Origin of the sequence: Terrabacter sp. Root181, from assembly GCF_001428505.1 — a bacterium.
Taxonomy (GTDB): domain Bacteria; phylum Actinomycetota; class Actinomycetes; order Actinomycetales; family Dermatophilaceae; genus Terrabacter.
Genome location: NZ_LMHU01000001.1, coordinates 673,205 through 687,556 on the forward strand (window position 1 = coordinate 673,205; position 14,352 = coordinate 687,556).

General features: G+C 72.0%; 10 protein-coding genes. 5 read left to right on the forward strand and 5 right to left on the reverse strand.

All coding sequences use genetic code 11. The annotated features are described in order from the left end of the window. Positions 1-85: 85 nt before the first annotated feature. The gene (locus ASD90_RS03060; RefSeq protein ID WP_056751492.1) at positions 86-514 is read right to left on the reverse strand and encodes a pyridoxamine 5'-phosphate oxidase family protein; all 429 of its coding nucleotides are present in this window, start codon (positions 512-514) and stop codon (positions 86-88) included. 139 nt (positions 515-653) lie between these two features. Here ASD90_RS03060 and ASD90_RS03065 point away from each other — a divergent pair, with 139 nt between their 5' ends. Together ASD90_RS03065 and ASD90_RS03070 are read left to right on the forward strand one after the other, a co-directional pair. Then, on the forward strand, positions 654-2,696 hold the full coding sequence (locus tag ASD90_RS03065) for an NAD(+) synthase (protein ID WP_056751494.1): 2,043 nt from the start codon (positions 654-656) through the stop codon (positions 2,694-2,696). Positions 2,697-2,706: 10 nt separating this feature from the next. Beyond that, positions 2,707-3,207, forward strand: coding sequence for a GNAT family N-acetyltransferase (locus tag ASD90_RS03070; protein WP_200958523.1), 501 nt, complete (start codon positions 2,707-2,709; stop codon positions 3,205-3,207). A gap of 39 nt (positions 3,208-3,246) precedes the next feature. Here the strand turns inward: ASD90_RS03070 and ASD90_RS03075 are convergent, their stop codons facing one another. From ASD90_RS03075 to ASD90_RS03085, 3 genes are all read right to left on the reverse strand, one after another. Further along, entirely contained in the window at positions 3,247-4,287 is a 1,041-nt protein-coding gene (locus ASD90_RS03075; RefSeq protein ID WP_056754318.1) for a zinc-dependent alcohol dehydrogenase family protein, read from the reverse strand. 138 nt (positions 4,288-4,425) lie between these two features. After that, positions 4,426-6,612 (reverse strand): DEAD/DEAH box helicase, encoded by a 2,187-nt coding sequence (locus tag ASD90_RS03080; protein ID WP_056751496.1) that lies wholly within the window; start codon positions 6,610-6,612, stop codon positions 4,426-4,428. Between the two features lie 236 nt (positions 6,613-6,848). Beyond that, positions 6,849-7,598 carry a VIT family protein gene (locus ASD90_RS03085; protein WP_056751499.1) on the reverse strand — a complete coding sequence of 250 codons (750 nt, stop codon included), beginning with the start codon at positions 7,596-7,598 and terminating at the stop codon, positions 6,849-6,851. Positions 7,599-7,761: 163 nt separating this feature from the next. On the opposite strand from ASD90_RS03085, the gene ASD90_RS03090 reads away from it, so the two are divergent. Next, complete coding sequence (locus tag ASD90_RS03090) at positions 7,762-10,971, forward strand: response regulator (protein WP_056751502.1); 3,210 nt, start codon at positions 7,762-7,764, stop codon at positions 10,969-10,971. Here the strand turns inward: ASD90_RS03090 and ASD90_RS03095 are convergent, their stop codons facing one another. Next, on the reverse strand, positions 10,972-11,691 hold the full coding sequence (locus tag ASD90_RS03095) for a hypothetical protein (RefSeq protein WP_056751507.1): 720 nt from the start codon (positions 11,689-11,691) through the stop codon (positions 10,972-10,974). Between the two features lie 140 nt (positions 11,692-11,831). Between ASD90_RS03095 and ASD90_RS03100 the strand changes: the two genes are divergently transcribed. Together ASD90_RS03100 and ASD90_RS03105 are read left to right on the forward strand one after the other, a co-directional pair. After that, positions 11,832-12,569: a response regulator transcription factor gene (locus ASD90_RS03100; RefSeq protein ID WP_056751509.1), complete on the forward strand. Its 738-nt coding sequence runs from the start codon at positions 11,832-11,834 to the stop codon at positions 12,567-12,569. Further along, positions 12,547-14,277 (forward strand): cell wall metabolism sensor histidine kinase WalK, encoded by a 1,731-nt coding sequence (locus ASD90_RS03105; protein ID WP_056751512.1) that lies wholly within the window; start codon positions 12,547-12,549, stop codon positions 14,275-14,277. The genes ASD90_RS03100 and ASD90_RS03105 overlap by 23 nt, the downstream gene beginning before the upstream one ends. Positions 14,278-14,352: the final 75 nt, after the last annotated feature.

Genomic DNA, 14,352 nt, shown 5'->3' on the forward strand with positions numbered 1-14,352 from the left:
GTGCTGCACGGGGTGCAGCACTGACGCAGTGATCGGCGGGTGGCGGGCTCAGTGCTCGGCCGAGCGGCCACCTGGAGGCAGCCGGTCAGCCGGTCGGCAGGTCCCGCAGCCAGGGTCGGGTGAGGTCGAAGCGGCGTCCCGAGATCTCGTCGACCTCGATCGCGACGACGACGGACTTCGGGGTGTCGATCCACGGTCGCACGGGGAGGCGCTCGACGACGTAGGCCGCCTGCCCCTCGAGCGTGCGGGCCCGTCCGCGACAGATGACGCTCGTGGCACGCTCGGCGACGATCTCGTCGACCTCGAAGGCGACGTCGGGGTTGGCGGTCACGCCGAAGAGCTTGCTGCCCTCGGCCGTCATGAAGACGATGTGCTCGCCGTCGAGGGCGTAGTTGATCGGTGTCAGATGCACCTCACCGACGAGGTGGAAGGCCAGACGGCCGAACTCGTGCTCGCGAAGGAAGCCCCAAGACTCCTCCGGGTGAAGGACATGGACCGGGTTCTGGTCCGACATGGTGACCTCCTCGGGATGCGCGTCGGACGGGGTGTCCGGCTACTACTGATGGTAGTAGGGATGGGTCGGACACGCCCGCGCTCGGCGAGAGTCCCGCGTCACACGCGCTGCCCGAACGGCCGTGCGATTGACTGTGCCCATGGACTTCTACAGCTCCTGGGCCCAGGGCTTCGCCCGCGTCGCCGCGTGCACCCTGCCGATCGTCGCGGTCGACCCCGAGCGCAACGCCGACGCCGTCATCACGCAGCTGCGCGAGCTCGACGACGAGGGCGTCGGTCTCGTCCTCTTCCCCGAGCTCTGCCTCTCCGGCTACGCCATCGACGACCTGCTCCTGCAGGACCCGCTCCTCGACGCGGTCGACGACGCGCTGGCCCGGATCGCCGATGCCACCGCCGACCTGCGTCCCGTGGTCATCGTCGGCGCCCCGCTCGAGAAGGGCTCGCGCGTCTACAACTGCGGCGTCGTCATCCACGCCGGTCGCATCCTCGGCGTCGCACCGAAGTCCTACCTGCCGAACTACCGCGAGTTCTACGAGCGGCGCCACTTCGCGCCCGGCGACGACCAGCGCGGCCAGACCGTCGACGTCGCCGGCGACCGCGTGCCGTTCGGCCCCGACCTGCTCTTCCGGGCCACCGACGTGCCGGGCTTCGTGCTGCACGTCGAGGTCTGCGAGGACATGTGGGTCCCCGTCCCCCCGAGCCACGAGGCGGCCCTCGCCGGGGCGACGATCCTCACGAACCTCTCCGGGTCGCCGATCACCGTCTCGCGCGCCGAGGACCGCCACCTCCTCGCCCGCAGCGCCTCCGCCCGCTGCCTCGCCGCCTACCTCTACTCCGCCGCAGGCGAGGGTGAGAGCTCGACCGACCTGTCGTGGGACGGCATGACGATGGTCTACGAGAACGGCGCCCTGCTCGCCGAGAGCGAGCGGTTCCCCGAGGGGGCCCGCGCGTCCATCGCCGACATCGACCTCGACCTGCTGCGCCAGGAGCGCCAGCGGCAGGGCACGTTCGACGACAACCGGCGCACCCTCGCCGCACGCACCGACGGCTTCCGCACCGTCGAGCTCGAGCTCGACCCCCCGACCGGCGACCTCGGCCTGCTCCGCAAGGTCGACCGCTTCCCTTTCGTGCCCGACGACGAGGACCGCCTCGCACTCGACTGCTACGAGGCGTACAACATCCAGGTCTCCGGGCTCGAGCAGCGGCTCCGGGCCATCGGTCAGCCCAAGATCGTCATCGGCGTCAGCGGCGGTCTCGACTCGACCCACGCCCTCATCGTCGCCGCCAAGGCCATGGACCGGCTCGACCGCCCCCGCAGCGACATCCTCGCCTTCACGATGCCCGGCTTCGCCACGAGCGACCACACGAAGAGCAACGCCATCGCGCTCATGGAGTCGCTCGACGTCACGTGGGAGGAGCTCGACATCCGCCCGGCGGCCACGCAGATGCTCGAGGCGATGGGCCACCCCTTCGGCACGGGCGAGGAGGTCTACGACGTCACCTTCGAGAACGTCCAGGCCGGCCTGCGCACCGACTACCTCTTCCGCATCGCCAACCAGCGTGGCGGCATCGTCCTCGGCACCGGCGACCTGTCCGAGCTCGCCCTCGGGTGGTGCACCTACGGCGTCGGTGACCAGATGAGCCACTACGGCGTCAACACCGGCGTGCCCAAGACCCTGATGCAGCACCTCATCCGGTGGGTCGTGTCGTCGAGCCAGTTCGACGAGGAGGTCGCCGGCACGCTGACCTCGATCCTCGACACCGAGATCACGCCCGAGCTCGTGCCGACCAAGGAGGGGGAGAAGCCGCAGAGCACCGAGGCGATGATCGGGCCGTACGCGCTCCAGGACTTCACGCTCTTCCACGTGCTCCGTCGCGGCTACCGGCCGTCGAAGATCGCCTACCTCGCGTGGAACGCCTGGCGCGACAGCGAGGCGGGGGAGTGGCCCGCGGGCTACCCCGAGGCCGAGCGGACGGCATACGACCTCGCGACGATCCGGCACTGGCTCGAGGTCTTCGTCAGGCGCTACTTCGCCAACCAGTTCAAGCGCTCCGCGCTGCCCAACGGCCCGAAGGTCGTGGCCGGCGGCTCGCTGTCGCCGCGCGGCGACTGGCGTATGCCGTCCGACGCGACGTCGGTGGCGTGGCTGAGCGAGCTCGACGCTAATGTCCCCGAGAAGTAAGGCGATCCGCGTGGCTTCGACGATCAGTGTCCGCGACTACGACGATGCCGACTGGCCGCTCGTCTGGCCCGTCATCGAGGAGGTGGTCCGGGCCGGTGACACCTTCCCCTTCCCGACCGACCTCACCGAGATCGAGGCGCGCGGCATCTGGCTCGAGAACGGCCCCGGTGGTCGCGTGACCGTCGCCGTCGACGGTGACCGCGTCCTGGGCACGGCGAAGATGGGGCGCAACCGTCCCGGCCCCGGGTCGCACGTGGCGACGGCGAGCTACATGGTGTCGGCCGAGGCCCGAGGTCTCGGCGCCGGGCGTGCGCTCGTCGTCGACTCCCTCGACTGGGCCCGCGAGTCCGGGTATGCCGCCATGCAGTTCAATGCCGTCGTCGCCACCAACACGGGGGCGGTCCGGCTCTACGAGAGCCTCGGCTTCACGGTCGTCGGCACCGTGCCGCGGGCCCACGAGCTCCCGACCGGGGAGCGCGTGGGCCTACGGATCATGCACCTCGACCTCTGACCGGGCGTGAGGGGGTCGACGCCCGGCCAGGGTCGAGCCTCAGCTCGTCAGCACGACCTTGAGGGCTCCGGTCTCGGCCGCGCGGGCGAACGTGTCGTAGGCGTCGAGGAAGTCGCCCATGGCGAAGCGGTGCGTCACGAACCGCGCCAGGTCGACCTGGTGCGTGGCGAGCAGCTTGAGCAGGGTGGGTGTCGAGTAGGTGTCGACGAGCCCGGTGGTGATGGTGACGTTCCTGATCCAGAGGTCCTCCAGGTGCAGGGTGGCCGGTCCTCCGTGGACGCCCACGTTGGCGACAGTGCCACCCGGCCGCACCAGGGCCGCGCACTGCTCGAACGTCGATGCCACCCCGACCGCCTCGATGGCGACGTCGGCGCCGAGGCCCTGGGTCAGGCCCCTGACGATCGCGACGGCGTCCTCGCGCGAGGGGTTCACCGTGATGTCGGCCCCGAACTGCTTGGCCGCCTCGAGTCGGGCATCGGCCAAGTCGATGGCCACGACGTGCGCCGGACTGAAGAGCTTGGCACCCATGATGGCGGAGAGCCCGACCGGGCCGGCGCCCACCACCGCTACGACGTCACCGGGTGATACCCGGCCGTTCAGCACACCGACCTCGTAGCCCGTGGGCCCGATGTCGGCGAGCATGAGCACTTCCTCGTCAGTCACACCTTGGGGGACGGCATACGTCGAGGTGTCCGCGAAGGGGACCCGGACGTACTCCGCCTGTGTGCCGTCGATCTTGTGGCCGAGGATCCAGCCGCCGCCGCCGATGCACTGGCCGTAGCTGCTCTCACGGCAGTAGCGGCACGCACCGCACGCGGTGATGCAGGAGACGAGCACGCGGTCGCCGGGCTTGACGTTCTTGACGCCCGGGCCGACCTCCTCGACCGTGCCGACCGCCTCGTGACCGAGGATCCGCCCGTCGGTGACCGCTGCGACGTCACCCTTGAGGATGTGCAGGTCGGTGCCGCAGATGGTCACGGTGTCGACCTTGACGACGGCGTCGGTGTCGGCCTGGACCGTCGGCTTCGGGACCTCGTCCCAGGCCTTCCGGCCGGGTCCGTGGTAGACGATCGCGTGCATGGTGGTGCTCATGTCTCCTCCTCGTGACCGCAGGCAGCGGCACGCGTCCAGTCCATCGCGGGAACCGGTGCGGAGGTAGGGCCCTTCGTCCCGCCCCGGAGTGCCGGGGCGGGACCAGGGTCCCGGGTCGCTCGGCCGTCAGACCTCGGTCAGGGCCTGGCGCAGCAGCTCGACGAGGGCGTCGAGCTGGAGGGTGTCGCCGGAGGTGACGTCCTCGTCGCTGCCGTCGAGGGCGCGCGCGGCGAGCCCCTGCTTGGCGTCGATGAGCTCGGCGATCTTGGAGTCGATGGTGCCGGACGCGAGGATGCGCCACGCCGTGACGGGCTCGTCCTGGCCGATGCGGTGGACGCGGTCGATGGCCTGCTGCTGCTCGGCCGCGGTCCACGACAGCTCGGCGAGCACGACGTTGGACGCGGCGTGCAGGTTGAGGCCGACGCCGGCGGCCGTCAGCGAGCAGACGGCGACGGCGACCTCGGGGTCCTTCTGGAAGGCGTCGATCGCCTCCTGGCGCTGCTTCGAGGTCTGCTCGCCGCGCACCGAGACGGTGCGCAGGCCGGCCGAGGCGAGCACGCGCTCGGCGGCGTCCATGACGTCGATGTGCTTGGCGAAGAAGACGACCTTGCCGACCGAGTGCGACAGCTGTACGGCGTAGTCGGCAGCGAGTGCCGACTTGGCCTGGCCGATCCGGCGCACGAGCGAGAAGACGTTGTCGGTGCCCTTCTCGGCTGATGCGGCCCGCAGCTCCGCGGCGGCGACCCGACGCATGAGGGAGGTGTCGGGCTCGCCGTCCTCCTCCCGGCCGTCGCCGGCGGCGAGGAGCGAGCGGTAGCGCTCGGCCAGGCGGCGTCCGAGGGCGCGCTCGGCCTCACGGATCGAGCGACCGAGGTCGTCGTCGAGCTCGACGGTGATGTCGGCGATGCGCTTGTCGGGCAGGTCCTTGGCCACGTCGACCTTGCGACGGCGCACGATGCCCATGTCGATGACGGCGCGACGGGCCTCGGGGTAGAAGGCGCGGTCCGCGGGCGTGTGGCCGGTGTCGTCGAGGCGCCGCGCGATCTCTGCGGTGGGCTTGCCGTCCTTGATCCAGCCGAGGAAGCGCCAGATCGCGTCGAAGTCCTTGACGTCGTTGATGAGTGGTGTGCCGGTGAGGGCCATGAGGAGCGGGTCGCCGCCGGGTGTCGTCGACCGGAGCCGGTCGCCGAGGGCCAGGACCTGCTGAGAGCGCTGCGACTGGAGGTTCTTGATGAAGTGGGCCTCGTCGACGACCATCGAGCGGAAGCCGAAGCTCGAGAGCCACCCGAAGTGCCGGTCGAGGATCTCGTAGTTGACGACGAACACGTCGGCGAACGCGTCGACGTCGTTGCCGTCGCCGTGGATGACGGTGACGCGTCGCTGCGGCGTCCACCGCTCGACCTCACGGGCCCAGTTGATCTTCACGACGTTCGGCACGACGGCGAGCATCGGGTAGGCGCCCGCGATCGAGGCGGCCATGACCGACTGGGCGGTCTTGCCGAGGCCCGGCTCGTCGGCGAGCAGGAAGGTGCGGTGACCCTCCTGGACGCTCTGGAGAAAGCGGGACTGGTGGACCATGAGCTGCGACCCGGGCGGGGAGAAGCGGTCGATCTGCGGCGTCGGCGGGAGGTCCATCGACGCTGCCTCGCCGCCGGCACCCTGCTCGAAGGCGCGGTAGAGCGGGCTGAGCAGGTCCCAGCCGGCCAGGCGGTTCGGGAGGTAGTCGCTCTGGACGCGGCCGACGTCCGGCGTGAGGAACGGGTTGGCGAGCGCCCGAGAGGGCACCGACTGCGGCATCACCTGACGGGCCGCGATCTGCGGCGGGACGACGGGCCGCGGCGGCTCGGGCGCCTGGATGACGAGGTCCTCCTCGGCGAGCTCGGCGCCCGACTCGAGGAGCCAGTCGCGGCGCATCTGCTGGGCCGCCGGGCCGGGCTTGGCGTCGGCGTCGAGCAGGGTCAGCAGGCTCGTGTCGCGGGCCGCGATCTGCGCGAGGATCGTCGCGATGCCGTCGAGGCGCTTGAGCAGGTCGGCGCGCGTGGCCGACGGGATCGACGCGTCCTCACGGACGCGGGCGCGCTCGGACCGCATGAGCAGGGCCACGACGAGGAACTTGGTCCGGTTCGTCGGGCTCGCCTTGCCCTTGCTCGAGACGCGGGACTCGACCTCGCGGACCCTCCGTGCGAGCACGGGGATGAGCGGGGCGGGGTCGTCCTTGCGCTGGGTGGCCTTCCGCTGGCCGTGGTTCTGGCCGTTCTGCCCCTGCTTCGGGCCCTGGCCGTCGGTCGGTCGGCGGCGGACGCGCGTTGCCATGTTCCTCCTGATGACGCGGAGGACGTCGAGCGGGCTGGGCCCCCGGACGACACCGTGTCGGGGTGTCGGCGGCGGACTCGGCTCGAGTCCCGGTGGACGCGCATCACGCGCCCCGTGTCCCGAGCGCCGGATCGGCGGTTGCGCCACGGACGGGCGCTTGGGACACCCCGACTCTACAGCCCGGAGCGGGCTCATCGGGTCGTATGCCGTGTGCTCGCCGTGAACTCGCCCCGAACTCAGCCGATGTTGACCCCGACGAGCGCGCCGATGGCATACGTCACGCCCATGGCGAGCAGGCCGCCGGCGACGTTGCGCAGGACCGCCCGGGTGGCCGGGCTCCGGCCGAGGCGGGCGCTGACCGCGCCGGTCAGCGCCAGGGCCGCGGCGACGCTGACCACGGTGACGTGGATCCGGATCGACGCCGGGCTGAAGGTGATCGTGAGCATGGGCAGGACGGCGCCGACGACGAAGGCCAGCATCGAGGCGCCGGCCGCGTGCCACGGGTTCGTCAGCTCGGTCGGGTCGATGCCGAGCTCGGCCTCCGCGTGCGCGGTGAGGGCGTCGTGGGCGGTGAGCTCGCGGGCCACCTCGGCGGCGAGCTCGCGCCGCATCCCCTTCGCCTCGTAGAGCTGGGTCAGCTCCTCGAGCTCGCCGTCGGGGTCCTCGTGGAGCTCCTTGCGCTCGAGCGTCAGCAGGGCCCGCTCCGAGTCGCGCTGCGTGCTGACCGAGACGTACTCCCCGGCGGCCATCGACATGGCGCCGGCGGACAGCGCGGCGAGGCCCGCGAGGATGATCGCGGCCTTGTCGGCGGTCGCGCCGGCGACGCCGACGACGACGCCGGCGGTCGAGACGATGCCGTCGTTGGCGCCGAGCACGCCGGCGCGCAGCCAGTTGAGGCGGGCGCCCACGTTGGCGTCGTGCGGCTCGTCGCGGTCGTGGCCGGTGTCGAGGGGCGTGGGCTCGTCGGACGCGCGCACGTCGGACATGGATGGTGCTCCGATCGACGGGTGGGTTGTGCCATCGATCGTGGCACCCGCGGTGGACCGTGTCACGGTAGGTGAGGCTCACCTGAGGCCGGCCCCGGATCCCGCGTCCCGACATGACGGCCGCATCCGGGCGCCGTGGCCCGCAATGCGCGAGGATCAGCACATGTCGGGCATCGAGGGCGGACTCGAAGCGGCGGGGGACGACCTCTACCGCTGGATGGTCGGTGCCTCGCCCGACGGGCTGTGGGTCTTCGACGAGAGCGGCCGCACGCTCTTCGCGAACGCCCGGATGGCCGAGATGCTCGGCCGCGACCCCGACGACATGGTCGGCTTCTCGGTCTTCGACGCCGTGGACGACATCGGCAAGGAGCAGTTCCGCCACCACCTGGACGAGCTCGCGGCCCAGGGGGTGCCGGGCGACAACATCGAGTGCAGCCTCCTCGACGCCCGCGGCGACCGCTTCTGGGCGCTCGTGTCGCACACCCCGCTCGTCGACGGCTCGGGCACGCGGCGCGGGTGGCTGCACCGGGTCAGCGAGCACAGCGCCCAGCGCAAGCTGCTCGACCAGCTCGCCGAGGCCCAGTCGATCGCCAAGATCGGCAGCTGGGAGTGGGACGTCGCCGCCGACCGGGTCTCGTGGTCCGACGAGCTCTACCGCATCTACGGCCTGGACCGCACCGACCTGACACCGACCTACGAGGGCTTCCTCTCGCGCATCCACGCCGACGACCGGGCCCTCGTGTCCCGGGTCGTCGGGGCCGCGCTCGTGTCGGAGGACGCGTTCGAGTTCGACGCCCGCGTCGTGCGCACGTCCGGCGAGATCGCGTGGATCCGCGGTCGGGGACTCGTGACCCGAGACCCCGAGGGCCGGGCGATCCGGATGGGTGGCACGACGCAGGACATCACGGAGAAGAAGGACGCCGAGCAGGCGCTCGGGCTCGTCACGGCGATGGCGACCGCGGCCAACGAGTCCGCGACACTCGACGAGGCACTGCCTGTCGTGCTCACGGAGGTGGCGCGCCACACGACGTGGCGACCGGTGCTCGGCGCCGTCGTCGATGCCGAGGGCGTCCTCGGGACGCCGGTCCGGGCGCCCGAGGGCACCGAGTCGAGCACCCTGCCGGTCGCGGTCGGACTGGACTTCGCGGCCCGCGCCGTCTCGAGCCGGTCGGTCGTGGCCGAGCCCTCTCCGGAGGGGTCGACGATCGTGGCCGTGCCGATCATCAACGAGGGCAGGGTGGCCGGCGTCGTCGTGCTCGACATGCGCAGCGCGGCGCCCCCGGTCGAGTCCGACGCGGTGACGATCCAGCAGATCACCGCGCTCTTCGCTCGGGTCGCCGACCGCGAGTGGACCGCCGAGCACCTCGCCGCCGCCCGCGACGCAGCCATGGCGGCCTCACGTGCCAAGTCGGAGTTCCTCGCGACCATGAGCCACGAGATCCGGACGCCCCTCAACGGCGTCATCGGCCTCAGCGAGCTGCTCGGGCGCACCGAGCTGACCCCGCACCAGCGACGGCTCTCCGACGGCATCGACCAGGCGGGCCACGTGCTGCTCGAGCTCGTCAACGACATCCTCGACCTGTCCAAGATCGAGGCCGGGCGGCTCGAGCTCGAGTCGGTCGACTTCGACCCGGCCGCGGTGCTCGAGCGGGGCGTCGCCCTGCTCGCCGAGCGGGCCCGCGCCAAGGCGCTCGACCTGTCGGTGACGCGCGGGCCCGACGTGCCGTTCATGGTCTCGGGCGACCCGGTGCGCTTCGGCCAGGTCGTCGCCAACCTCACGACCAACGCCGTGAAGTTCACCGACTCGGGCAGCGTCGTCATCCACCTGACCCTCGACCACGTCACCGACACCGGTCCCGTCCTGCGGGTCGAGGTGACCGACACCGGCGCCGGCGTCGCCCCGGAGGTCCGCTCGCGGCTCTTCGAGTCCTTCTCCCAGGGCGACTCGTCGACGACGCGCGAGTACGGCGGCACCGGGCTGGGCCTGGCCATCAGCCGGCAGATCGTCACGGCCCTCGGCGGCGAGATCGGCGTCGAGAGCGAGCCCGGGGAGGGCAGCACGTTCTGGTTCACCGCGGCGTTCGAGCCGGCCTCGGCGCGCAGCGTCGGTCGCTCCGAGTCCCAGGCGGCGGCCGTGTCGGGCCTGCGGGCGCTCGTCGTCGGCGCCAACCTGGCCCACCGCGTCCGCGTCGAGGAGCAGCTGGCGGCGTGGTCGATGTCCGTCACGTCGGCCGCATCCGGCGTCGAGGGCCTCGTCCAGCTCGACCGGGCCGACCGCGGAGGCACCCCGCTCGACGTCGTCGTGCTCGACGACCCGGGCTCGGGCGCCGGCGGCCTGCAGATCGCCCGGATGATCCGTTCGGACGAGCGCTTCGCGGGCGTACGCGTCGTGCTCGTGTGCGCGCACGTGCCACCTCCCGACGTGGCGACGCTCGAGGAGGCCGGCGTCGACGCGACGCTCACGGCCCCCGTCATGCCGTCCGCGCTCTTCGACGCGATGGCCGACGTCGCCGGGCGGCACCTCGTGCCCGAGCCGGTGCCCGCGCGGTCCGTCGACGCTGCCGACGCTGCTGACGGCCGCCTCGGCACGGTCCTCGTCGTCGAGGACAACGAGGTCAACCAGCTCGTCGCCCAGGGTGTGCTCGAGAGCCTCGGCTACGCCGTCGTGCTCGCCGGCAACGGCATCGAGGGGGTCGCGGCCCACCGGGCCCGGAGTGATGACGTCGTCGCCGTCCTCATGGACTGTCAGATGCCGCAGATGGACGGCTACGCCGCGACCCGGGCGATCCGCGCCCAGGAGGAGCCGGGCCGACGCCTCCCGGTCATCGCCATGACGGCCTCGGCCATCGCCGGCGAGCGGGAGCGCTGCCTGCAGGCGGGCATGGACGACTTCCTCACCAAGCCCGTCGACGTCGCACTGCTCGCCTCGACCCTCCAGCGCTGGACCGGCTCGGGACCCGTGCCGCGGTCACGCCCGGCGACCACGCCTGCCACGTCCCCTGCCACGGAGCTCGACGACCTCGACGTGCTCGACACCGGTCGGCTCGACGAGCTGCGCGACCTCGAGCCGGGCGACCCCTCGCTGCTGCTGCGCTTCATCGACCGCTTCGGCACGGGCGCGCGGCAGCGCCTCGCCGACCTCGCCGGCGCGCGGGACGAGGGCGACGCTCAGACGCAGGGCCGGATCGCCCACGGGCTCAAGGGAACCGCGTCCAACCTCGGCGCCACGGTCCTGGCCGACCTCTGCCACGAGGTGGAGCGCCTCGGCGCCGCCGGTGAGCTGGCCGACGAAGCCCTCGTCGCCCGGGTCGAGGACGAGATCGACCGGGCGACGAGGGCGCTCGAGGAGTACGCAGCCGCGCTGCGCGGCTGATCAGGTCGTCGTGGCGCTGCCCGACGTGCCCGAGCCCGAGTCGTCCTGGCCCGGGTCGGAGAACGGGTCCTGACCCTGGTCGTCCCCGAACGGGTCGACGCCCAGACCCAGCTGCTGGAGCAGGTCCTGCGGGTCGAGCTGGCCGAGCTGGTTCGGGTCGATCCCGCTCTGGCCGCCGCCCGGGACGCCGTTCTGCAGGTTGGGCAGCTGCTGCGGGCTCGTGCCCTGCTGGTTCGGCAGCACCTGCTGGTTGGGGTTCGTGAGCCCCTGCTGGCCGCCGGGGAACTGGAAGCTCCGGCCGCCGCCCGGACCGCGGAAGCCCGTGTCGCCGCCCGTCGCCCCGGCCGGCATCGCGGCCGCGGCACCGATGGCGCCGGCGGACGTCAGAGCGAGCGCGAGCCCGGCGGTGACGGCGGTCTTCTTCGCGTTCCAGCGCGGCCCGTCACCGGCGGTGGCGGCGCCGGCCGGCTTCTCGCGCACCGGGAGGCCGGTGGGGGAGAGCGGCACGTCGGGACCGGCGATGGGGGCCGCGGCACCCGGCGACACGGCATACGCGTACGGCGTGGCCGGTGGCGTCACGGGCATCTCGGTCGTCGTGGCAGACGGGAGCTGCTGGGTGTCGTCGGTGGCGGGGCGGGCGACCGGCGCGTTCGGGTCGAACTGCGGCAGCCCGGACGTCGGCTGTTCGGCCGGGACCTGTGGCGTGGACTCGTTGCTCATAGGGGCAACGCTCGGGCGGCTGCCTGTGCAGGTGCTGTGCCCGAGCCGTCGAGCCGCTGGGACTTCGGGACAGTCACTCCACAGGAATCGCACAGGGATGTACTGGTCATCGCACAGGCCGAGGGGTTTCACTGGATGACATGACCGAGAAGACCAAGCCCGCAGCAGCGCGACTCCAGCGACTCGACGGCTCCCCGGTGCGGGTGCTCGTCGTCGACGACGAGGCCAACCTCACCGAGCTGCTCGGCATGGCCCTGCGCTACGAGGGCTGGGAGGTGCGCGCCGCCGGCACCGGCATGGATGCCGTGCGCGCGGCCCGCGAGTTCGACCCCGACGCGGTCGTGCTCGACATGATGCTGCCCGACTTCGACGGCCTCGAGGTGCTGCGACGCATGCGCTCCGACAACAGCAACGTGCCGGTCCTCTTCCTCACGGCCAAGGACGCCGTCGAGGACCGCGTCTCGGGCCTGACCGCCGGCGGCGACGACTACGTCACCAAGCCCTTCTCCCTCGAGGAGGTCGTCGCCCGCGTCCGTGCCCTCATGCGCCGCACGACGATCGCCGTCTCGGCCTCCGACTCCGTGCTCGTCGTCGGTGACCTCACCCTCGACGAGGACAGCCACGAGGTGATGCGCGGCAGCGAGGAGATCCACCTGACCGCGACCGAGTTCGAGCTGCTGCGCTACCTCATGCGCAACCCCAAGCGGGTGCTGTCCAAGGCGCAGATCCTCGACCGCGTGTGGAACTACGACTTCGGCGGCCAGGCCAACGTCGTCGAGCTCTACATCTCCTACCTGCGCAAGAAGATCGACGCGGGGCGTGAGCCGATGATCCACACGATGCGAGGAGCTGGGTATGTCCTCAAGCCGGCCGCCTGAGACGGGCACCGAGCTGCCGGACCGCGCGGACCTGCCCGACGACGACGGCGCGAGCCCGCTCGACCTCTTCCACGAGGGCGTCGGTTTCCGCGACGACCTCGACGACGACACCGACGACCGGATGACGTATGCCGTGCCGGCACCTGCTGCGGCCACGGCGCGCCCCGAGGACGGCGAGGACAGCGAGGACGGCGATGCCGAGGCCCGGGTGCCGCTGAGCTGGCGACTTGCCGACGCGCGCGACCAGGTCCGGCCGTGGTCGGCCTGGACGCTGCGCGCCAAGCTCGTCGCCTCGATGCTCGCCCTCTTCACCCTGCTCAGCCTCGCCACGGGCGCCTTCACCGTCGTCGCGCTCGAGCGGCAGCTGACCGGACAGGTCGACGACCAGCTGCGCTCCTCGATGGCTCGGCAGATCAGCGACCCTCGGGGGGTCGATTTCGGAACGACGACCGACGATCACCGGACTCGCGGACCGGGCGACGAGGGCCTCGTGGCCTTCCTGCCCACCAGGCAGACGACCACCTCTCCCGGGTCGATCGGGAAGGTGAGCACGGGCGGTCAGCAGCCCGTCGCAATGACGACCGCGCAGCTGGGGGAGCTCCAGAGCGCTGGACTGCGTGGTGTGCCCACGAACATCAACATCACGGGTCTCGGCACTTATCGCGTCCAGTCGACGCCGGTGGTGGACGGCGGCGCGCCCGTCGGCGTCTTCGTCGTCGGTCTTCCGATGGGCCCCACGGAGCGGACGATCAGCCAGATGGTGGTCCTGGCGATCAGCACGGTCGTTTCCGGCATCATCCTCGTGGCCCTGATCGGGACGTGGCTCGTGCGACGCAACCTCGAGCCGCTGCGCCGGCTCGCGGCGACGGCCACGAAGGTCTCGCAGACGCCGCTCGACTCGGGCAAGGTCGCGCTCGGGGCCCGGGTCGACCCCATCGACACCGACACCCGCACCGAGGTCGGCCAGGTCGGCGCTGCCTTCAACGAGATGCTCGACCACGTCGACGAGGCCCTCAACGCCCGGCACCAGAGCGAGCAGCGGGTGCGACAGTTCGTCGCCGACGCCTCGCACGAGCTGCGCACGCCGCTCGCGTCGATCAAGGGCTACGCCGAGCTGTCGCGTCGCGAGCCCGACCCCGTGCCGCCGACGGTCACCCACGCGATGGGTCGCATCGAGTCGGAGGCCGACCGGATGAGCTCGCTCGTCGAGGACCTCCTCCTGCTCGCGCGTCTCGACGCCGGCCGTCCCCTCGATGAGGCCCCGGTCGACATGTCGATGCTCGTCATCAACGCCGTGAGCGACGCGCACGCGGCCTCGCCCGGTCACCGGTGGGACCTCGACCTGCCGCCCGAGCCGGTCGAGGTGACCGGGGACGGCGCCCGACTCCACCAGGTCGTGGCCAACCTCCTCGCCAACGCGCGCACGCACACTCCCGACGGAACCCGCGTCACGACGTCGGTTCGCCCGGAGGGCGAGTGGGTGCGGGTCGCCGTCCACGACGACGGGCCCGGTGTGCCGGTCTCCTTGCAGCCCAACGTCTTCGAGCGGTTCGCCAGGGGCGACGACGCCCGCGTGCGGGCCGGCGGCAGCACCGGCCTGGGACTGTCGATCGTCGCGGCCGTCAGCAAGGCCCACGGGGGTCGGGTGGAGCTCGACAGCCGCCCCGGCGACACGACCTTCAGCCTGCTCCTGCCCGCCGCCCCGTGACCGACCCGCCGCACACGCGGTCGTGTGCGGCGGGTCGGGAAACGCGCGGGACCTCATGCCGGCACCAAAGTCGGG